Source organism: Agreia sp. VKM Ac-1783, from assembly GCF_900177765.1.
Lineage (GTDB): Bacteria > Actinomycetota > Actinomycetes > Actinomycetales > Microbacteriaceae > Agreia.
Genome location: NZ_FXWI01000003.1, coordinates 666860 through 686557, shown reverse-complemented (window position 1 = coordinate 686557; position 19698 = coordinate 666860). Strand labels below are relative to the sequence as shown.

Annotated in this window: 22 protein-coding genes; all 22 read right to left on the bottom strand. The window is 65.6% G+C overall.

The features are described 5' to 3' along the window. Window positions 1–2: 2 nt before the first annotated feature. Window positions 3–812, bottom strand: a complete 810-nt coding sequence (rpsC, locus tag CCK87_RS12875) for a 30S ribosomal protein S3 (protein WP_044440017.1) — start codon at window positions 810–812, stop codon at window positions 3–5. Next, window positions 812–1207, bottom strand: coding sequence for a 50S ribosomal protein L22 (gene rplV, locus CCK87_RS12870; RefSeq protein ID WP_086461775.1), 396 nt, complete (start codon window positions 1205–1207; stop codon window positions 812–814). The genes rpsC and rplV overlap by 1 nt, the downstream gene beginning before the upstream one ends. Before the next feature lie 24 nt (window positions 1208–1231). Further along, window positions 1232–1513 carry a 30S ribosomal protein S19 gene (gene rpsS, locus CCK87_RS12865; RefSeq protein WP_086461774.1) on the bottom strand — a complete coding sequence of 94 codons (282 nt, stop codon included), beginning with the start codon at window positions 1511–1513 and terminating at the stop codon, window positions 1232–1234. 12 nt (window positions 1514–1525) lie between these two features. Then, a complete protein-coding gene (rplB, locus tag CCK87_RS12860) occupies window positions 1526–2365 on the bottom strand; it encodes a 50S ribosomal protein L2 (RefSeq protein ID WP_044440013.1) in 840 nt (279 codons plus the stop codon). An 18-nt stretch (window positions 2366–2383) separates the two neighbouring features. Continuing rightward, a complete protein-coding gene (gene rplW, locus CCK87_RS12855; protein WP_044440011.1) occupies window positions 2384–2689 on the bottom strand; it encodes a 50S ribosomal protein L23 in 306 nt (101 codons plus the stop codon). A gap of 2 nt (window positions 2690–2691) precedes the next feature. Continuing rightward, on the bottom strand, window positions 2692–3354 hold the full coding sequence (gene rplD / locus CCK87_RS12850) for a 50S ribosomal protein L4 (RefSeq protein ID WP_086461773.1): 663 nt from the start codon (window positions 3352–3354) through the stop codon (window positions 2692–2694). A 3-nt stretch (window positions 3355–3357) separates the two neighbouring features. Then, window positions 3358–4029, bottom strand: coding sequence for a 50S ribosomal protein L3 (rplC, locus tag CCK87_RS12845; RefSeq protein WP_044440007.1), 672 nt, complete (start codon window positions 4027–4029; stop codon window positions 3358–3360). A 17-nt stretch (window positions 4030–4046) separates the two neighbouring features. Continuing rightward, window positions 4047–4355, bottom strand: coding sequence for a 30S ribosomal protein S10 (gene rpsJ, locus CCK87_RS12840; protein ID WP_018171443.1), 309 nt, complete (start codon window positions 4353–4355; stop codon window positions 4047–4049). Between the two features lie 407 nt (window positions 4356–4762). Then, complete coding sequence (locus tag CCK87_RS12835; protein ID WP_086461772.1) at window positions 4763–5734, bottom strand: DNA topoisomerase IB; 972 nt, start codon at window positions 5732–5734, stop codon at window positions 4763–4765. Between the two features lie 67 nt (window positions 5735–5801). After that, complete coding sequence (locus CCK87_RS12830; protein WP_170927276.1) at window positions 5802–6011, bottom strand: Rv0909 family putative TA system antitoxin; 210 nt, start codon at window positions 6009–6011, stop codon at window positions 5802–5804. 57 nt (window positions 6012–6068) lie between these two features. Continuing rightward, window positions 6069–6827 carry a fructosamine kinase family protein gene (locus tag CCK87_RS12825; RefSeq protein ID WP_249273882.1) on the bottom strand — a complete coding sequence of 253 codons (759 nt, stop codon included), beginning with the start codon at window positions 6825–6827 and terminating at the stop codon, window positions 6069–6071. A 113-nt stretch (window positions 6828–6940) separates the two neighbouring features. Continuing rightward, on the bottom strand, window positions 6941–8134 hold the full coding sequence (tuf, locus tag CCK87_RS12820) for an elongation factor Tu (protein WP_044440003.1): 1194 nt from the start codon (window positions 8132–8134) through the stop codon (window positions 6941–6943). A gap of 133 nt (window positions 8135–8267) precedes the next feature. Then, window positions 8268–10382: an elongation factor G gene (gene fusA, locus CCK87_RS12815; RefSeq protein ID WP_055778113.1), complete on the bottom strand. Its 2115-nt coding sequence runs from the start codon at window positions 10380–10382 to the stop codon at window positions 8268–8270. A 102-nt stretch (window positions 10383–10484) separates the two neighbouring features. Next, a complete protein-coding gene (gene rpsG, locus CCK87_RS12810; RefSeq protein WP_044440000.1) occupies window positions 10485–10955 on the bottom strand; it encodes a 30S ribosomal protein S7 in 471 nt (156 codons plus the stop codon). Next, entirely contained in the window at window positions 10955–11329 is a 375-nt protein-coding gene (gene rpsL, locus CCK87_RS12805) for a 30S ribosomal protein S12 (RefSeq protein ID WP_044439998.1), read from the bottom strand. The genes rpsG and rpsL overlap by 1 nt, the downstream gene beginning before the upstream one ends. A gap of 308 nt (window positions 11330–11637) precedes the next feature. Continuing rightward, complete coding sequence (locus tag CCK87_RS12800) at window positions 11638–12855, bottom strand: hypothetical protein (RefSeq protein WP_086461769.1); 1218 nt, start codon at window positions 12853–12855, stop codon at window positions 11638–11640. Between the two features lie 81 nt (window positions 12856–12936). Then, window positions 12937–13413: a DUF6121 family protein gene (locus tag CCK87_RS12795; protein WP_086461768.1), complete on the bottom strand. Its 477-nt coding sequence runs from the start codon at window positions 13411–13413 to the stop codon at window positions 12937–12939. A gap of 5 nt (window positions 13414–13418) precedes the next feature. Next, window positions 13419–14378, bottom strand: coding sequence for a hypothetical protein (locus CCK87_RS12790; protein WP_086461767.1), 960 nt, complete (start codon window positions 14376–14378; stop codon window positions 13419–13421). A gap of 82 nt (window positions 14379–14460) precedes the next feature. Beyond that, a complete protein-coding gene (locus CCK87_RS18320; RefSeq protein WP_170927275.1) occupies window positions 14461–14907 on the bottom strand; it encodes an FHA domain-containing protein in 447 nt (148 codons plus the stop codon). After that, window positions 14900–17212, bottom strand: a complete 2313-nt coding sequence (locus CCK87_RS12780) for a transglutaminase domain-containing protein (protein WP_086461765.1) — start codon at window positions 17210–17212, stop codon at window positions 14900–14902. Before CCK87_RS12780 ends, CCK87_RS18320 begins: the two co-directional genes overlap by 8 nt. Continuing rightward, window positions 17212–18702, bottom strand: a complete 1491-nt coding sequence (locus tag CCK87_RS12775; RefSeq protein WP_086461764.1) for a DUF58 domain-containing protein — start codon at window positions 18700–18702, stop codon at window positions 17212–17214. Before CCK87_RS12775 ends, CCK87_RS12780 begins: the two co-directional genes overlap by 1 nt. Beyond that, window positions 18699–19673 carry a MoxR family ATPase gene (locus CCK87_RS12770; protein WP_086461763.1) on the bottom strand — a complete coding sequence of 325 codons (975 nt, stop codon included), beginning with the start codon at window positions 19671–19673 and terminating at the stop codon, window positions 18699–18701. The genes CCK87_RS12775 and CCK87_RS12770 overlap by 4 nt, the downstream gene beginning before the upstream one ends. Window positions 19674–19698: the final 25 nt, after the last annotated feature.

Below are 19698 nucleotides of genomic sequence, written 5' to 3'. Positions count from 1 at the left end.
GGTTATGCCTCAACTCCTGCTGCAACGGGAGCCTCTGCCTTGGGGGCGGAGGCGCCAGCGCCTGAATTCGTGCCGGCAGCACCACGACGGGGACGGTCGCCATCGCGGCGGTCGTCACGACGGTCGGGGCGCGTCGACTTCTGGTTGGCCTGCTCGCGGGCAAGCTCCTTGTTGGTGATGTCACCCTTGTAGATCCAGACCTTCACGCCGATGCGGCCGAAGGTGGTCTTGGCCTCGTAGAAGCCGTAGTCGATGTTCGCGCGAAGGGTGTGCAGCGGCACGCGACCCTCACGGTAGAACTCCGAGCGGCTCATCTCGGCGCCGCCGAGACGACCGGAGACCTGGATACGAACACCCTTGACCGATGCGGTGCGCTGAGCGCCCTGCATTCCCTTGCGCATGGCACGGCGGAACGCGACGCGAGCGGTGAGCTGCTCCGCGATTCCCTGGGCCACGAGCTGGGCTTCGGCCTCGGGGTTCTTGACCTCGAGGATGTTGAGCTGGATCTGCTTACCCGTGAGCTTCTCGAGGTCGGTGCGGATGCGCTCGGCCTCGGCTCCACGACGACCGATCACGATGCCCGGGCGGGCGGTGTGAATGTCGACGCGAACACGGTCACGGGTGCGTTCGATCTCGATGCGAGCAACGCCGGCACGGTCGAGCGAGGTGCTGAGCAGTCTGCGGATCTTGACGTCTTCTGCAACGAAGTCCGCATAACGCTGTCCCGGCTTCGTCGAGTCGGAGAACCAACGCGACACGTGGTCGGTGGTGATACCGAGACGGAAGCCGTACGGGTTTACTTTCTGTCCCATTACTTCTTACCTGCCTTCTTCGTGGACTGTGCCACTGCTGCCTCGTCGGGCGTGTTCAGCACGACCGTGATGTGGCTCGTGCGCTTCAGAATCTGGAACGCGCGACCCTGTGCACGGGGCTGGAAACGCTTGAGGGTGGTTCCCTCATCGACGAACGCAGCCGAGACGAACAGGTCCTGCTCGTCGAGGTAGCTGTTCGACGCGTCGGCCTTGACCCGGGCGTTCGCCATGGCGGACGCGACGAGCTTGTAGACCGGGTCGGACGCACCCTGCGGGGCGAACTTCAGGATCGCCAGCGCTTCGACTGCCTGCTTGCCGCGGATCATGTTGACGACGCGACGAGCCTTCATGGGGGTGACGCGGATGTGTCGCACACGTGCGATTGACTCCACCATTTCTCTCCTCCTTTCGCCACCGCGTTAGCGGCGACGGTCCTTCTTGTCGTCCTTCACGTGACCACGGAAGGTGCGGGTGGGAGCAAACTCGCCGAGTTTGTGCCCAACCATGGTTTCGGTGACGAACACCGGGATGTGCTTACGACCGTCGTGGACGGCGATCGTGTGGCCGAGGAACGCGGGGATGATCATCGATCGGCGCGACCAGGTCTTGATGACGTTCTTGGAACCGGCTTCGTTCTGAGTGACAACCTTGCGATACAGGTGGTCGTCAACGAAGGGGCCCTTCTTGAGACTGCGTGGCATCTTCTACAACTCCTACTTACGCTTCTTGCCGACGGTACGGCGACGAACGATGAGCTTGTCGCTTTCCTTGTTGATGTGCCGGGTGCGGCCTTCCTTCTGGCCCCAAGGGCTAACAGGATGACGTCCACCGGAGGTCTTTCCCTCACCACCACCGTGCGGGTGGTCGACCGGGTTCATGGCGACACCACGCACGGTCGGGCGAACGCCCTTCCAGCGCATACGGCCGGCCTTTCCCCAGTTGATGTTCGACTGCTCGGCGTTGCCGACCTCGCCGATCGTTGCGCGGCAGCGAGCGTCGACGTTGCGGATCTCACCGCTGGGAAGACGAAGCTGGGCGTAGGGACCGTCTTTTGCGACGAGACGAACCGAGGCTCCGGCGGAGCGGGCCATCTTGGCGCCACCGCCCGGCTTCAGCTCGATCGCGTGGATGACGGTACCGGTGGGGATGTTCTTGAGCGGCAGGTTGTTGCCGGGCTTGATGTCGGCAGACGCTCCCGACTCGACGATGTCGCCCTGTGCCAGCTTGTTCGGAGCCAGGATGTAGCGCTTGGTTCCGTCGAGGTAGTGCAGCAGAGCGATGCGTGCGGTGCGGTTGGGGTCGTACTCGATGTGAGCGACCTTGGCGTTGACGCCGTCTTTGTCGTTGCGACGGAAGTCGATGACACGGTACTGGCGCTTGTGGCCACCACCGATGTGACGCGTCGTGATGCGACCTGCGTTGTTACGTCCACCGGTCTTCGAGAGCGGACGCAGCAGCGACTTCTCAGGCGTCGACCGGGTGATCTCCGCGAAGTCGGCGACGGATGAACCGCGACGACCCGGGGTGGTGGGCTTGTACTTGCGAATAGCCATTTCTATATCCCTCTGGCCCTAGCCGACAGCGGTGAAGATGTCGATGGTGCCGGACTTGAGCGTGACGATGGCGCGCTTGGTGTCTTTGCGCTTGCCGATGCCGAACTTGGTGCGACGGGTCTTGCCGACACGGTTGAGCGTGTTGATCGACGCGACCTCGACCTTGAAGATCTTCTCGATAGCGAGCTTGATCTCGGTCTTGTTCGAGCGGGGGTCGACGATGAACGTGTACTTGCCCTCGTCGATCAGGCCGTAGCTCTTCTCGGAGACGACCGGCGACAGGATGATGTCGCGCGGATCCTTGTTGAATGCAGCGTTGCTCATGTCTAGACCTCTTCCTGAGCAGTGTTCTTCGACTTGGCTGCGACGAACGCGTCGAACGAAGCCTTGGTGAAGATGATGTCGTCGGAGACGAGCACGTCGTATGCGTTCAGCTGGTCGGCCGGCAGCACGTGCACGGTCGGGATGTTGCGAACGCTCTTCAAGCTCAGCACGTCGTCACGCTCGAGCACGATCAGAACGTGCTTCGAGGTCGCGACCTGGCTGAGCAGCTCGAGAACGCCCTTGGTCGAGGGCACGTCGCCCTGAGCAAGCGACTCGACCACGTGAACGCGTCCACCGCGTGCGCGGTCGGACAGCGAACCGAGCAGAGCTGCGGCGATCATCTTCTTGGGGGTGCGCTGGTCGTAGCTGCGCGGGGTCGGTCCGTGGACGATGCCACCACCGGTCATCTGAGGAGCGCGGATCGAGCCCTGACGAGCGCGACCGGTTCCCTTCTGCTTGAACGGCTTGCGACCGGCACCGGAGACCTCGCCACGACGCTTGGTCTTGTGGGTTCCCTGGCGGGCGGCGGCGAGCTGAGCGACGACGACCTGGTGGATAAGCGGAACATTGGTCTGGACGTCGAACAGCTCGGCGGGAAGGTCGACGGTGCCGGCCTTCTTGCCCTTGACGTCGACGACGTCAACCGTGGTAGTTGCGGTAGCCATGAACTAGGCCCCCTTCACTGCGGTACGAACGAAAACGAGACGGCCACGCGCTCCGGGAACAGCACCCTTGATGAGGATGACGTTCTTCTCGGCGTCGATGGAGTGCACGGCGAGGTTGAGCACGGTGACGCGCTCTCCACCCATGCGACCGGCCATGCGCATGCCCTTGAAGACGCGCGACGGGGTCGAGGATGCACCGATGGAACCGGGCTTGCGGTGGTTGCGGTGCGCACCGTGCGAGGCGTTGTCGCCTCGGAAGTTGTGACGCTTCATGACACCGGCGAAACCCTTGCCCTTGGAAGTGCCGACGACGTCGACCTTCTTGCCGGCTTCGAAGACGGCGTCGACGGTGAGCTCCTGGCCCACCGTGTAGTCGGCCGCGTCGGCGGTGCGGATCTCGGTGATGTGACGGCGAGGCGTGACACCGGCGGCGTCGAAGTGACCCGTGGCCGGCTTGTTCACCTTGCGGGGGTCGATCTGGCCGGCGGCGATCTGAACGGCCACGTAGCCGTCGCGCTCGACGGTGCGGATCTGCGTGACCACGTTGGGCGTGATCTCGACGACCGTGACGGGGATGAGACGGTTGTTCTCGTCCCAGACCTGGGTCATGCCGAGCTTCTTGCCGAGGAGACCCTTGCTGGTCTTGGTGGCGGCTGCTTGTGTAGGCGTAGACATAGTGTTCAGTCCCCCGCTTAGAGCTTGATCTCGATGTTGACGTCAGCCGGCAGGTCGAGACGCATCAGCGAGTCGACGGCCTTGGGCGTGGGATCGATGATGTCGATCAGACGCTTGTGCGTGCGCATTTCGAAGTGCTCGCGGCTGTCCTTGTACTTGTGGGGCGAACGGATCACTGCGATCACGTTCTTCTCGGTCGGCAGCGGTACCGGACCGACGACGGTCGCACCCGCGCGGGTCACCGTGTCGACGATCTTGCGCGCCGAGGAGTCGATGACCTCGTGGTCGTACGACTTAAGTCGAATGCGGATCTTCTGTCCCGCCATGTGTGACTCACTCTCTTGTCTTGCGTCTTACCGCCTGTAGGCAGCATTGGACGCGCTTGCTTGCCCGAGCCTTGCAGCCCGTGCTCGATACGCCCGCAGTCGGTCGCACCACTGTTCTTCTGTCAATGTCCTTACGGACCCAACCCGCCTAGCCCCGCGCGCAGACTGATCTGCAGTGCAAAGAAAAAGGATTGAAGTGTGTTCTGCTACCCGCGGCCCAGCTCTCAACCTCGGATCACGAAGACCCAGTGGGCTAGCTGTGCACTGCCTGGCAGTGATTTCGCGCACGCAAGGTGACACGAAAATGTTGAACTAGACGAGTTTGCCACACCCGAGGGGCATCGTGCAACCCGGGCGTGTCGCGTTGGGCGTGTCGCGCCGTTCCGGCGATGCACGGGACAGATCGATCACTCGAAGAGAAGCGCCCGCAACTCCGATTCGGCCGACCCGAGTCGGCGAGGGTCGATCGTCGTTCCCTCGGTGTAGTGATCGACGACCCGCGGATCGACGTAGCTCTTCTTGGCGATCGAAGGCGTGTTGCCGAGCACCTCGGCCGCGTCGCGCATCGCTTGCGCGATGGCCCGAGTGCGAGCGGTGCTGCGCTGCTCTGGCCCGTGCTTTGCCAGGCTGACGGCCGCCGCCACGGTGCCGTGCAGTGTTCGGAAGTCCTTCGCCGTGAACTGGCCGCCTGTCTTCTGCCTCACGTAGTCGTTGATCTCGTCGGCGGCGATCGGATGCCAGTTGCCGGCTCCTTGACGCCAGGCGAGCAGGCGCGCCCGCGGCCCGCGATGCTTCAACGCGCGCACGACCGCGGCGAGATCCGGATCTGTGATGTCGCTCTCCCAGGCCTGACCGCTCTTCGCGGGGAAAGCCAGATGCACGGTGTCTCCGCTCACTCGAGCGTGAGCTCCCAGCAGCGTCGACAAGCCGTGACTTCCGTTCGACTCGGCGTAACGCTCGCTGCCGACCCGCAGCGATCCCGTGTCGAGCATCCGGAAAGCCGCCGCCAATGCGCGCTCTTTTGTGGGCTCGGTGCTACGAAGGTCGATGGTGACGCCGCGACGCGCTGTCGGAAGGGACTCGGCGAGAGCGAGAGCCCGGTCGAACTTGATGCGGTCTTTCTGCTCGCGCCAGGTCGGGTGGTAGATGTACTGCCTGCGCCCCGCCGCGTCGATACCCGTCGCCTGGATGTGCCCGTTCGCATACGGCGCGATCCACACATCGGTCCAGGCCGGAGGAATGGCGAGCTTCTCGATGCGCTCTCTCAGCTCGGCATCTGCCACGACCGTACCGTCGTGGTTGCGATAGGAGAACCCCCGTCCAGCACGAACCCTGCGCAGGCCTGCGCCCGCCGAGTTGCTTCGCCTCAGTCTCACCATTGACCCATTGTGAGTCCCCCGGGACCGGCGACACGCATCCGGCCCCGGGGCTTGACAGGTGCCTCGACTACTCGGTGCCGACCGCTTTGTCTGCAGCAGCGCGGGCGCCCTCGACCTGCTCGTCGAACTTGTCGCCCGTGACCTTGTTCACTGCACCGGCCACACCGTCGAGCAACTTGTCACTGAGGTCTTCGGCCTTCTCGCTCTTCAGGGCTTCCTGCACCTTGTTGTCGCCCAGGAACTCCTGCGCCTTCTTGGTGATGTCTTCGAGTCCCATGATTCTCCTTTGATCGGGCCCCGCGATCGAGGCGGTTGGCCCATTCTGCTCCGTGAGTCAGAACAAGTCGAGAGCCTCGCGCGCAGCCTCACCGAGCGCGTGACCGTAGGACGCTCCGTGCCCCGCGGCGTGAACGGCAAGCGGATGCAGCTGATGCAGGCTGATCCGATCTCGCCATCCGGGTCGCAGGGCGAACTCGTCGTCGTACGCGTCGACGATCACGTCGAGATGGGGCACGCCGAAGAGGTGCAGCATGGCGAGGTCGGTCTCTCGGTGGCCGCCGTGAGCGGCCGGGTCGATGAGCACCACGCCGTCGTCAGTCCACATCACGTTCCCATTCCACAGGTCGCCGTGGATGCGCCGCGCGGGTTCTCCGTCGTCGGCCGCTCCCGATTCCACCAGCTCACAGACAGCGCGTACGACGTCGGCAGCTGCCTCGTCGATCGATCCCACAGACAAGGCGATATCGAGGAACGGCCGGACCCGCTGCTCGGAGTAGAAACGCCCCCACGAGCGCTCCGGCCTGCACTCCATCGGTCGTGCTCCGATGAAGGTGGGGCCCTTCGAGCCTTCCGGAGCCGAGCCGAAGGCCTGCGCGCCGGCCCGATGAGTGACCGCCAGCGCCCGCCCGAATCGCGCGGCGGCATCCGGTGTCGGCCGTGCCCGCTCGAGCTGCTCGATGACGATTCGCCCCGCGGAGACGGACTCGACCCGGGCTGCTCTCGCGCCGCCTGCGGGCTCGGCCTCTGCTAGCCAGGCGAGGCCGGCAGCCTCCGCCTCGAAGAAGCCAGCAGGGGCGCGTGGGCTGGTTTTCACGAAAGGCATAGTTCATTGTCCCTTCGACAGGCTCAGGGAGCGACAGGGTTAAACGACAGCAGGGCCGCACCCGAAGGTGAGGCCCTGCTGAGTTACTACTGGTGAAGAATCGACTACTTGGTGATCTTCGTGACGGTACCGGCACCGACCGTGCGGCCACCCTCACGGATCGCGAAGCCGAGGCCCTCTTCCATGGCGATGGGCTGGATCAGCTCGACGCTGATGTCAGTCGTGTCGCCGGGCATGACCATCTCGGTGCCCTCGGGGAGGGTGATGACGCCGGTCACGTCGGTGGTGCGGAAGTAGAACTGCGGGCGGTAGTTCGTGTAGAACGGGTTGTGGCGTCCACCCTCATCCTTGGACAGGATGTAGGCGGTTCCATCGAAACCGGTGTGCGGCGTGACCGAACCCGGCTTGACGATGACCTGGCCGCGCTCGACGTCTTCACGCTTGGTGCCGCGGAGCAGCAGACCACAGTTCTCGCCGGCCCATGCCTCGTCGAGCTGCTTGTGGAACATCTCGATACCCGTGACCGTGGTCTTGACGGTCGGGCGGATGCCGACGATCTCGACCTCGGAGTTGATGGCGAGGGTTCCGCGCTCGGCGCGACCCGTGACGACGGTTCCACGACCGGTGATCGTGAAGACGTCCTCGACGGGCATCAGGAAGGGCTTGTCCTTGTCGCGGACGGGCTCCGGGATGGAGTCGTCGACGGCCTGCATGAGCTCGAGGATCGCGTCGACCCACTTCTCGTCGCCCTCGAGAGCCTTGAGGCCCGAGACGCGAACGACGGGAGCGTTGTCGCCATCGAAGTCCTGGCTGGAGAGCAGCTCGCGAACCTCGAGCTCGACGAGCTCAAGGATCTCTTCGTCGTCGACCATGTCGGACTTGTTGAGCGCGACCAGCAGGTAGGGGACGCCGACCTGCTTGGCGAGCAGAACGTGCTCGCGGGTCTGAGCCATCGGGCCGTCGGTAGCGGCAACCACGAGGATCGCGCCATCCATCTGAGCGGCACCGGTGATCATGTTCTTGATGTAGTCAGCGTGACCCGGGGCGTCGACGTGAGCGTAGTGACGCTTCTCGGTCTCGTACTCGACGTGCGAGATGTTGATCGTGATACCGCGCTGGCGCTCTTCGGGAGCGGAGTCGATCGACGCGAAGTCGCGCTGAACGTTGGTCTTGGACGGGAACTTGTCGGCAAGGACCTTGGAGATCGCTGCAGTCAGCGTGGTCTTTCCGTGGTCGACGTGACCGATCGTTCCGATGTTTACGTGCGGCTTGGTCCGCTCGAACTTGGCCTTGGCCACTGGGTCCTCCTCAGGACTCTCTTGCTCCGCATCCGGACAAAAAGCTACCGGGTGAAGAGCGGGGGTGTTTGTGTGTTGATGTTACGCGCTCCGGTGCTCGCAACAATATTGAGCACCGGAACACGATACAGGACTATTCGCCCTTGTTTTTGTTGATGATCTCTTCGGCGACAGCCTTGGGGACCTCGGCGTAGCTGTCGAAGGTCATCGAGTACACCGCGCGGCCCGAGGTCTTGGACCTCAGGTCACCGATGTAACCGAACATCTCCGAAAGCGGTACATGGGCACGGATGACCTTGATACCGGTCGCGTCCTCCATGGACTGGATCTGGCCACGGCGCGAGTTGATATCGCCGATGACGTCACCCATGTATTCCTCAGGGGTGCGCACCTCGACTGCCATCAACGGCTCAAGGATGACCGGGTCCGCCTTGCGGGCGGCTTCCTTGAACGCCATGGAACCAGCGATCTTGAACGCCATCTCCGAGGAGTCGACGTCGTGGAACTGGCCGTCGAGCAGGGCTGCCCGAACACCAACCATGGGGTAGCCGGCGAGAACGCCGACCTGGAGGGCATCCTGGATTCCCGCATCGACCGAGGGGATGTACTCGCGCGGAACGCGGCCACCGGTGACCTTGTTCTCGAACTCGTAGATCTTCTCCGCGGTCACCTCCATGGGCTCGATCGAGATCTGCACCTTGGCGAACTGACCCGAACCACCGGTCTGCTTCTTGTGGGTGTAGTCGTGCTTCGGCACCACGCGACGGATCGTCTCGCGGTACGCGACCTGGGGCTTGCCCACGTTGGCCTCGACGTTGAACTCGCGGCGCATACGGTCGACGAGGATGTCGAGGTGAAGCTCGCCCATTCCCTTGATGACCGTCTGGCCGGTGTCCTGGTTCTGCTCCGTGCGGAACGTCGGGTCTTCTTCAGCGAGCTTCTGGATGGCGACACCCAGCTTCTCCTGGTCGGCCTTCGTCTTCGGCTCGATCGCGACCTCGATGACCGGCTCCGGGAACGTCATCGACTCGAGAACGACCTGGTCGTTCGAGTCGCTGAGCGTGTCTCCCGTTGTCGTGCCCTTCAGGCCGATGACAGCGTAGATGTGACCGGCGGTCACGCTGTCGACGGGGATCTCCTTGTTGGCGTGCATCTGGAAGATCTTGCCGATGCGCTCTTTCTTGCTCTTGGTCGAGTTCGTGACCTGTCCGCCCGAGTCGAGACGACCCGAGTAGACGCGGATGAACGTCAGGCGACCGAAGAACGGGTGCACGGCGACCTTGAACGCGAGAGCGGCGAAGGGCTCCGAGGCGTCGGGGTGACGCTCGACCTTGACCTCTTCATCACGCGGGTCCGTTCCCACGGTGGCGGGAACGTCGAGCGGGCTGGGCAGGTAGTCGACGACTGCATCGAGCATCGGCTGAACGCCGCGGTTCTTGAAGGCGGAACCACAGAGAACCGGGTAGATCTCGCTCGCGACCGTCAGCTTGCGGATGCCAGCCTTGATCTCGGCGACCGTCAGCTCTTCGCCGGCAAAGAACTTCTCGAGCAGCGCGTCGTCGGTCTCGGCGACGGTCTCGAGGAGCAGCTGGCGGTACTCGTCAGCCTTCTCCTTGAGGTCGTCCGGGATCTCCTGGACCTCGTACTTGGCTCCCATGGTGACGTCACCCTTGGAGTCGGAAGGCCAGACGAGAGCGCGCATCTCGACGAGGTCGACGACACCGACGAATCCGTTCTCGGCACCGATCGGCAGCTGGATGACCAGCGGCTTTGCGCCGAGCTTGTTGATGATGGTGTCGACCGTGAAGTAGAAGTCGGCTCCGAGCTTGTCCATCTTGTTGATGAAGCAGATGCGGGGAACTTCGTACTTGTCGGCCTGGCGCCAGACGGTCTCCGACTGGGGCTCTACGCCCTCTTTGCCGTCGAAGACTGCAACGGCACCGTCGAGCACGCGGAGCGAACGCTCCACCTCGACGGTGAAGTCGACGTGACCCGGGGTGTCGATGATGTTGATCTGGTTCTTGTCCCAGAAGCAGGTGACGGCAGCCGAGGTGATCGTGATGCCACGCTCCTGCTCCTGCTCCATCCAGTCGGTCGTCGATGCGCCGTCGTGGGTCTCACCGATCTTGTGGTTGACACCCGTGTAGAACAGGATGCGCTCGGTGGTGGTGGTCTTGCCGGCATCGATGTGAGCCATGATGCCGATGTTGCGGACCTTATTCAGGTCGGTGAGCACGTCCTGTGCCACAGATTGCCTCCGGTTGTTTACTAAGGGGTTTGTCGAACGTTGGCGGCACCGATCGAGGGGCCGGTTCGCGGAGCGAACCGGCCTCTCGACCAGCACACGCGATTACCAGCGGTAGTGAGCGAATGCCTTGTTCGACTCGGCCATCTTGTGGGTGTCTTCGCGGCGCTTGACCGCGGCACCGAGGCCGTTCGACGCGTCGAGGATCTCGTTGGTGAGACGCTCGGTCATCGTCTTCTCGCGACGGCTCTTCGCGTAGCTCGTGAGCCAGCGGAGTGCGAGAGTGTTGGCACGGTGAGGCTTGACCTCGACCGGAACCTGGTAGGTCGATCCACCGACGCGGCGCGACTTGACCTCGAGCGTGGGGCGGACGTTGTCGAGCGCCTTCTTGAGGGTGACGACGGCGTCGGCGCCGTTCTTGGCAGCGACTCCTTCGAGTGCGTCGTAGACGATGCGCTCGGCGAGGCCCTTCTTGCCATCAAGAAGGATCTTGTTGACGAGCTGGCTGACGATAGGCGCGCCGTAGACGGGGTCTGCGACGACGGGGCGCTTGGGTGCTGGTCCCTTACGAGGCATTACTTCTTCTCCATCTTCGCGCCGTAACGGCTGCGAGCCTGCTTGCGGCCCTTGACGGCCTGGGTGTCCAGTGCGCCACGGACGATCTTGTAACGCACACCGGGCAGGTCCTTCACACGACCGCCGCGCACGAGCACCATGGAGTGCTCCTGCAAGTTGTGGCCCTCACCGGGAATGTACGCGGTGACCTCGGTGCCGTTGGACAGCTTGACGCGGGCGACCTTGCGAAGAGCCGAGTTGGGCTTCTTGGGCGTGGTCGTGTACACGCGGGTGCAGACGCCGCGCTGCTGCGGGTTGGCCTTCAGGGCCGGCGTCTTGGTCTTGGTGACCTTCGGAGTTCGGCCCTTGCGGACCAACTGCTGAATGGTTGGCACTACTTCTCCTATTTTCTACTGCACGGTGACAGCTTGCTTTCGCGTAGCAATCGGTAGCGCCCGCGTGCGGGATTCAACCGATGTTCTTGTGGACCCGCCGTCTGCACACGCGAGCGTCTGCAGAGATTGTGATGGTGGGTATGCCGTGGGGGCCTGACCCAGAGAGGGCCTGCCCTTGCCTTGCCGCAGACTGGTCTGTCGCAAGATTCTCATCTCGGACGAATCCGAGTTGAAAAGTGGGCGTGCAAGAATGCACACACCCGGCAATATTAGCCCGAAGTGGTGCTTCGGTCAAGCGACGACGACCGCTAGAACGGCAGCACCGATGAGGTGAACGTGATCGCTCCGTCGACGACGGAAACCGTGCCGGCGGGTCGGTAGTTCGGCAGACTCGTGCCCGATGGTCCGGAGCGGCCGGCACTGTCGACGGAGTCGGCGAGGACGTCGAGCGTTCCCGCCGTCGCCGACGAGACGGCCCAGCCGTTACCCGCCCAGTCGCCGATCGAGTACGTGGGCCTCACCGTGAGCGTCCAGCGGATATTCGAGTAGGTGACACCGTCTTGCGCTCGAGCCTGGAAGCCGCAGCCCGTGGGTGCAAGACTCTGCTGCGCCACGCATCCGTCGACAAAGGCGTCGACCGCGGCGCGGGCGGCTGCCGTGCCTGCCTCGGTGAGCGTGGTGGTCACCGCCGCGGTTGCGATGCTTCCCGCAGCCTCGTCGGAGAGACCGACGACGTTCGCCGTCGCGGGCTCCGCGTCGAAGAGGTCGCTGTCGTCGACCACCGACACCTCGTAGTCGCCAGGAAAGGCGCGGAGGCCGGATTCGGAGCCCTCGACGTCGTTGCCGTCGACCTGCACGGCGAGACCCTCCGGCCCTTGGACCTGCACATTCACCACACCGAGTGGCAGGGGCTGCAGCTGCCAGACGTCGAAGACGACGAATGTCTTGCCGGCCTTCTGCAGCTCGAACTCCTGCGTGTAGCTCGTTCCGCCCTGGCTGATCTTGGCCGTGACGACGGCCGTGTCGCCTGTCGTCTTCACCTTGCCCACGCTGAAGTCTGTGATGTGGTTGGCCGAGGCGTTGTAGGCCTCATCGGTGAGCAGCCCCGAAGGCTTCTCCCCCATGACCTCGAGTGCTGATTCTGCTCTGCCGTCGACCAGGTCTTGCAGGAACGTCTTCACCTGCGTGTCCGGTGCGACGCTCGACGAGATGGATGTTCCGGCGATGGCCAGTCCGGCCCCACCGAGAATGACGACCGCAGCGGCAATGGAGATGCCGATAATCAGACCCTTGCGCGATCGACGAGCGCTCGGCTGGGGCTGGAACTGCGGCTGCGGCTGCGGCTGCGGCTGCGGCTGCGGCTGAGCGAACTGCGGCTGAGCGAACTGGGGCTGCGACGGGAACTGCGGCGATCCGGGATAGCCCTGCACGGGAGGAACGGGCGGTGCGGAGACAGGAGGTACGGGAGGCAGCGGCGGAACGGACGACGCACCCTGGGGCACAGGGGGAAGACTGTTGTCTGACATCGGGGGCTCCTCGCTTCGAATCCCGGATTAACATCCAAGCAGAGATCGACCGCCAGCACGCGGCCTAACCCCTGGGCCCCGTCATTCGCCTTCCTTCTCCCACGGCCAGGACGCCCGTCCCTGGCCTGGTCCGAGCAGCGAAAGCCCGACGGCAGAAACGAAGGCAGCCCCGACCACCACGATCGTGAACGGAGTGGGCGCCTGAGCTGCGACGACAAGCAGGAGCGCCGTGAGCCGGCCGGTGGCCACGAACTGCAGAATGCCCAGAGCGACGAGTTGCACGGCGACCGCTCCGAGGGCGAGAACGGCGGATGACCCGACCACGGCCCCGACACCGCGACCGGCCACGGTCGACCAGCGAGGCGACGCCAGCGCGAACAGAACGGCCACGGCGCTGATCGCCACAGACACCGGCGCGACGATGGGACCGACCTCGGGATCGGCCACCACCTCCGTCTCGGTCAGGAGACTGACGAAGCCCCACCCTGCGACGACGAGCGCGACGAACAGCGCGGTCGCGAAGACCGACCGGCCGTAGCGCAGACCTCGGCTCGGCACGGCGACTACCAGGCCGGTGAGCCCTGTGACGCCGTTGCCGGCGCCTCGGCCATCGTCTTGTCGTACTCCTCGCGTGCAGCCTGGTTGCGTTCCTTGACCTTGCGGCCACGGGAGGCGACCCAAGCGCCTGTCCAGACGGAGACCTCGCGAGCGACGACCGCGGCGACGATCGGCAGCGGATCCATCAGAAGCGAACGAAGGAACTCTCCGAGGGACTCCTGGCTCATCGTCCAGCCCTGCACAGCGAGGTATGCGCCGACGATGGAGCCCGCGTAGACGACCGCGGCCACGACGAAGCCGCCGATGATGTACGCCCACCATCCGGCACGGTTGAGGATCAGCACGAGGAGGATGAACGCGATGGCGAAGAAGACAACCGGAACGATGAAGGCGAAGTTCACGAGGAATCGCGTGAGTGTCGAGAGAGCGTTCTCGACCGCGGGGTTGAACGCGAAGAAGATCGAGGCCACTGCGGCGTACACCACGGCGAAGGCGACCGTTCCCAACAGGGCTATGACGGTGCCGAACAGTCGATTGCCTCGGCGGGCGGGCTGCTCGGGGCGCGCGACGTACACCGGCGTCGGTGCCTGCGCGTAGATCTCACCGCCGGGAATGCCCGGGGCCGCAGCCGGAGCGGCCGGCGCGGCGGAACTCTCGGGCTGCTGCGCGAGCGGAGCGCCCGTGGTGTGCGGGTTCATCGGAGGCACCGTTGTGCGGACGACGTACGGATTCGGATCCTCCGTCGGGCCGTTCTCCGCCGGACTCGTCCACCCCTGCGACGCCTGGGCCTCCCGATCGGGCTCGGCGGATGTGCGCACGACGACAGGCTCGAGAGTGCCGGGCTCGACGCTCGAGGGTTCTGCCACGACGAACTCCCGGGTGGAGTCGGTGTGCGACTCTCGCCGGCTGCTCTCGGGGCTGTCCGGGGAAAGCGGGTCGCGGTCGGGATCGTTGCTGGTGCTCATAAGGCCATCCTGCCTCCCGTGCTACCGGTTCGCCAGCAGGCGCGGCGCACGACATGCGCATGCGCACGTGTGTGCGATCGCGTCAGCGCACGCTGAACGACTGACGACCGAGACGTACGACGGCGCCGACCCCGACCGGGGTCCTCTCGCCGGGGTGAACCGCGACCGGCGACCCTCCCGGCTGCACGACCACCGTTCCGTTGCCCGATCCGAGATCCTCGATCCACAGACCGTGAGCATCGACGTCGAAACGGGCGTGCACCTTCGAGACCGACCTCCCCGGGTCGTCGACGGTCACCAGCTGAAGCGATGCGTCGTCGCCCGCATCGCGCGGCGCCCGACCGATGACTCCGCGACCCGTGACCGTGACGACCTGTCCGGTGCTGAACTCCAGGACGAAAGACGGGTCTGGCTCCACTCGCTCCCGCGTCGGCGCCGACGGCTCGATGTAGGGGATCCTCGGAGACCGCGCATCCCAGAGGCCCGTGCCCGACGCGCCGGTGTATGGAGGAAGTCCAGGCTCAGCCACGGCGCTCTCCCCTCCGGCTAGACACTCGTGCGTGTGCCGACAGGGAGCGGAGCCGAACTGCCGCACGAATGCGTTGCCACAGAGTGTATTCCTTGGCCCATGCAGCCCGGAGCGTGGCCAGGTCTGACCAGTACTGGTCGGCTTCGCGCGTCTCGATCCGCTCCTCGGCGAAGACCGCCGTGTCGGCCCGCCGGGCGAATGTCTCCAGGTCGACAGCGCCGACGACGCGGGCCGCCTCGAGTCTGGTCGCTGTCGCCGGCACGTCGTAGCCGTAGTCGAGGCCGGCATCGACGATCTCCTGCCATCCGCCGGCGATCCGGGAGGCAGCATCCGACCGACGTCGGCGACGTCGTCGACGTGCCGCTTTGGCACTCGCGATGACGATCGCCGGGGCCAAGACGATGACGAGCGCCAGAGCGACGATTCCTACGACGCGCGCGATGCCCAGCACGAGGGGCCAGAACGCATCGGGGTCGTTCGCCTTCGTCTCGTCGGCCTCGGGCCGGTTTGGCTCGACCGGCGTATCGTCGGCGGCGGGTGGCGGTGGAATGACCACCTGGGGTCTCGAGACCTGCTGCTTCGTGTCCGGCAGCTTCTCGGGAATCGGCCGGTCCTCGGGTGTCGGGTCGATCGGCACCCACCCGTATCCGGCCAGATCGACCTCGACCCAGGCCGAGACATCCGAGCCTGTCACCACGCTGGTTCCTGCCGGGGGCGCGAAACCCATGACGACCCTCGCCGGAAAGCCCAGCTCGTCGGCCATGAGTGCGACCGCTGCGGCATACTGCTCGTCATCGCCCAGCATCACCGGCGCGGTCAACAGCTGGGTAATGCGATCGGCGGCATGACCCGACCGGCTGTAGGGCCGGCCGTCGTCGGTGCCGTGGCTGATGTATCCGGATGCCTTGATCGCCTCGACGACGGCGGCCAGCTTCTCGCCGGGCGCGTCCAGCCCCTGGGTGTCGGCGGCCACCGCCGTCGCGATCACATCGGGAACGTTGCTCGGCTGCGGCACGGACGCGGTGCCGGGCTGCGCCGCCTTGAGCTCGTCGTCATCGGGCATCGACGGCACGATCGCCTCGATCGTGTAGCTGTCTCCTTCGCGGACTCCCCCCAACACGGCCGCCGTGTTCGACGCGCGGTTGTAGTAGAACGAGTCGGCGAGCTGCGATGCGCGCGATCCATCGAAGGAGACCCGCTCCACATCGCCGACCGTCGGGAGCCAGACCCCTCGATATCCGGCCACGACGATCGACGCCGACACGGGCATCCCCGGTTCACCCGTTCGGTCGATCATCGATGGCACCCGCGCGAAGAAGCCCGACGCGCTGTCGTTCGCCTCGTCTCCCACGCTGTAGACGACACCGTTGTAGGTGTCGAGTGCGGCGAGCCGGATGCGCGCGCCATCGGGGAGACCCTCGACGTCGAAGAGCGGCGCATCGGCAGTCCCGGCACTCCAGTACGAGCGGAATCCGCTGAGCGGACTCGCATAGTCGCGGGGGTCGAAAGGCCGCTCGACCGCTGCCCGCACGACGTCCCGCGATCCCTGAGGGGCGAGCACCCCGGCGGCCGACACCCCGGCGACCACGGCGATAGAGAGGACGAGTGCGGCCGCCAGCACGGGGCGCAGCGCCCCGCGTCGTTCGGCGAAAGTCGCCGAGGCTCGAGCACCCGATTCGGTCTGACCCGCGAGCAGCGCGATGGAGCGTCGTCGGGTGCGTCGCGCGCGCCACGTCATCCACGCGATGGCCACGACGAGAAACGCGATCGCCGGGACAAAGGGAGACCACGCGACCTCCGGGCCGAGCGCGATGCCGACGACGGCGACGACGATCGGAACGAGTACGGCCGCGTCGCTTCGCCGCGTGCGCAGCACGATCGACAGACCGAGCACCGTGCCGCCGAGCAGAAGCACGAGCGCGGGAGCGAGCAGGGATTGATAGCTCGCGACCGGGAGGTCGACCGTGACGAGTTGCTTCCATCCCAGGGCGGTTCCGGTGATGAGATCGCGCAGACCGTCGACACTCGGCAGGACACCGAAGATGGTCCGCCCCGGAACCGCGAGCGCGACACCGAAGACCAGATAGACGGCGATGGAGGCGCCGAAGACACCGTATCCCGGCCACCGCAGCAGTGCGCCCGTCCAGGCGACGACGACGCCGAGGATGAGTGCCGCCGCGGCGAGAACGATGAGCCGTGGTGTCTGATAGATGGGCCAGAGCGTCGACGCGGCCACAGCCATCAGCACCACGAAGAAGAGGGTGTCGGCCGCGGCGGAGCGCCGGTCGACGGTCGCTGGTCTCATCACGATGCAGCCCTCGCGAGGGCCTTCTGCACGTCGTCGAGGTATCCGATCGTGAGCACGCGCAGCTCGCCGACCCGGCGAAGGCTGGGAACGATGCCGGGATTGCAGACGACCGCGAGCACCTCCACGCCGGGCGGGAACGCGGCGGACGCGCTGCGCAGGTGTGCCGCCGTCGGCTCGGATCCGCAGACGATGATGGCCACGGAGGCCCCGGAGACCGATTCGGCGCTGCCCCGCGCGAGTGTGACGAGCCCCGACGCGAGCGGGCTGTGCTCGACGTGCGCGAGGTCGTCGAGAAGCCTCGACCGGCTGAGTGAGCTGAGTCGCCTGGGGGTCTTCACTGCCCGGCGCGCGAACTCGGGTGTCTCGTCGCTGGCGAGGACAGAGACGTCGCGCGCGTCGCGGATGGCTCGGATTCCGATCGACCCGGCCACGCTCACGGCGAGCTCGAACTCTTCCTCGGAGTGGTAGTCGGCGCTGGCCAGCGACAGTGCGATCACGAGATGACTCCGCCGAGTCTCTTCGAATTGACGCACCATGAGCTGGCCGGTTCTGGCCGTGCTCTTCCAGTGGATGTGCCGACGATCGTCGCCCGGCGCGTATTCGCGCAGGGCGTGGAACGAGACATCGGAGTCGGTGAGGTCGCGCGTCGGGTTGCCCTCGAGGTCGCGAATGAGACCCGTGCTGGTCGCCGGGATGGGCACGGTCACGGGATGCACGAACAGGTCGAGGTGCGAGGTCCACACGTATTCGCGACGAAGAAGGCCGACGGGATCTGCTCTGACCGTCCGTACGGGTCCGATCCTCACCACTCCGCGCCGCGACGTCGGAACCGGGAAGTCTCGGCTCGTCCGGCCGCCCCGGGCGATTCCTCCGAGATAGAACTCGGCCAGGCCCCGGCCGACGGGTACCTCCGATTTCACGGGAGGGAGACGGAAGCGACTGGGGTTGCGAACAGTCAGACTCGCGCGCGCGGCCTCGCCGACCACAACGCGATCTCGGTCGATCGAGAGTCCGATGTCGTACGAGTTACGGCCGAGCAGGAAGAAGACCCCGAGGACGAGGAGCGCGAAGCCCGTGAACGCGACCACCACGAGTTCGATCCACCCGAGCAGGTAACCGAAGAGCGCGGCGATCACGACCACCACGGCGATAGATAGTCCGAGGCCCGTGACGGTCGCCGAGATCCATCGCCCTGCGCGCTCCGCGTAGCTTCGGACCGTTCGTGCGGCGCGGCGCATCCGCAGACGCGCGGTCAGCCTCACGTCGTCGGCAGGACCGGCCGCCGCGCGCGTTCTGGTGTACGCGTGGGTGCCGGTCAGGCCCGTGAGATCGCGCTGCGATTCGGTCGCTCCGGATGCCGCCAGCTCGCGTGCGCGCGCCGCCGCTCGACGGCCGAACGCCGTTCTGCGGGCGCGTACCTCGCGCCGCGGGCGCTCCGACGCGCCGGAGCCGCCCGCCCCGGCGACGCGCCGCGCTTCGTCACTCACCCCGCCTGCGCCCTGTCGGTGGGCGGTGGGGTCTCGAGCAGGATCTGTCCGATGACGCTGGAGGCGGTGACACCGTCGAACTCCGCCTCCGGGTCGAGCACGAGGCGATGAGCGAGCACATTCTCCGCGAGCGTCTTCACATCGTCGGGCGTCACAAAGTGCCGGCCCTGGGCCGCAGCCCACGTCTTCGAGGTGCGCACGAGGGCCACGGCGCCGCGCACGCTCGCACCGAGACGCACCTCGACGGCGCCGCGCGTCGCATCCACGATGTCGGCGACGTAGTCGAGCACCGCGTGCCCGACATGCACCGTGCGGGCGAGATCGGCCATCTCGACGATGTTGGCGCTCGTCACCACGGCCGGGATGGTGCTGTCGTGCGTGCGCGTCGCCGCTCCTTCGAGAATCGCGATGGTCGACGATCGATCGGGGTAGCCGAGCGACGCCTTCATCATGAAGCGGTCGAGCTGAGCTTCGGGCAACCGGTAGGTGCCCGCCTGCTCGATCGGGTTCTGCGTCGCCACGACCAAGAACGGCCGGCCCACCCCGTGCGTGGCGCCGTCGATCGTGACGCGTCCTTCCTCCATGACCTCGAGGAGCGCGGACTGGGTCTTGGGACTTGCCCGGTTGATCTCGTCGGCCAGAACGATCGACGCGAAGATGGGTCCTCGATGGAATTCGAAGACGCCCTGCTTCTGGTCGTAGATGCTCATGCCGGTGACATCGCCCGGCAGCAGGTCGGGGGTGAACTGGATGCGACTCGACGTTCCCTGCACCGTCTGGGCCATCGCTCTCGCCAGCGACGTCTTGCCCGTTCCCGGTGAGTCCTCGAGAAGCAGATGCCCCTCGCTCAACAGCGTGGTGAAGGCCAGCTTCACGACGTGGGTCTTGCCGAAGACCACGCGCTCGACGTTCGAGACCAGCCGGCCGAATACATCGGCGAACCAGACGGCCTGTTCGCGGGTCATGGTCATGGTCGTACTCCTGGTGTCGTCATCG

Coding starts and splice junctions, on each gene's coding strand:
- rpsC (WP_044440017.1), bottom strand. CDS start 812: ATGGGACAGAAAGTAAACCCGTACGGCTTCCGTCTCGGTATCACCACC.
- rplV (WP_086461775.1), bottom strand. CDS start 1,207: ATGGTGGAGTCAATCGCACGTGTGCGACACATCCGCGTCACCCCCATG.
- rpsS (WP_086461774.1), bottom strand. CDS start 1,513: ATGCCACGCAGTCTCAAGAAGGGCCCCTTCGTTGACGACCACCTGTAT.
- rplB (WP_044440013.1), bottom strand. CDS start 2,365: ATGGCTATTCGCAAGTACAAGCCCACCACCCCGGGTCGTCGCGGTTCA.
- rplW (WP_044440011.1), bottom strand. CDS start 2,689: ATGAGCAACGCTGCATTCAACAAGGATCCGCGCGACATCATCCTGTCG.
- rplD (WP_086461773.1), bottom strand. CDS start 3,354: ATGGCTACCGCAACTACCACGGTTGACGTCGTCGACGTCAAGGGCAAG.
- rplC (WP_044440007.1), bottom strand. CDS start 4,029: ATGTCTACGCCTACACAAGCAGCCGCCACCAAGACCAGCAAGGGTCTC.
- rpsJ (WP_018171443.1), bottom strand. CDS start 4,355: ATGGCGGGACAGAAGATCCGCATTCGACTTAAGTCGTACGACCACGAG.
- CCK87_RS12835 (WP_086461772.1), bottom strand. CDS start 5,734: ATGGTGAGACTGAGGCGAAGCAACTCGGCGGGCGCAGGCCTGCGCAGG.
- CCK87_RS12830 (WP_170927276.1), bottom strand. CDS start 6,011: ATGGGACTCGAAGACATCACCAAGAAGGCGCAGGAGTTCCTGGGCGAC.
- rpsG (WP_044440000.1), bottom strand. CDS start 10,955: ATGCCTCGTAAGGGACCAGCACCCAAGCGCCCCGTCGTCGCAGACCCC.
- CCK87_RS12800 (WP_086461769.1), bottom strand. CDS start 12,855: ATGTCAGACAACAGTCTTCCCCCTGTGCCCCAGGGTGCGTCGTCCGTT.
- CCK87_RS12790 (WP_086461767.1), bottom strand. CDS start 14,378: ATGAGCACCAGCAACGATCCCGACCGCGACCCGCTTTCCCCGGACAGC.
- CCK87_RS12780 (WP_086461765.1), bottom strand. CDS start 17,212: ATGAGACCAGCGACCGTCGACCGGCGCTCCGCCGCGGCCGACACCCTC.
- CCK87_RS12770 (WP_086461763.1), bottom strand. CDS start 19,673: ATGACCATGACCCGCGAACAGGCCGTCTGGTTCGCCGATGTATTCGGC.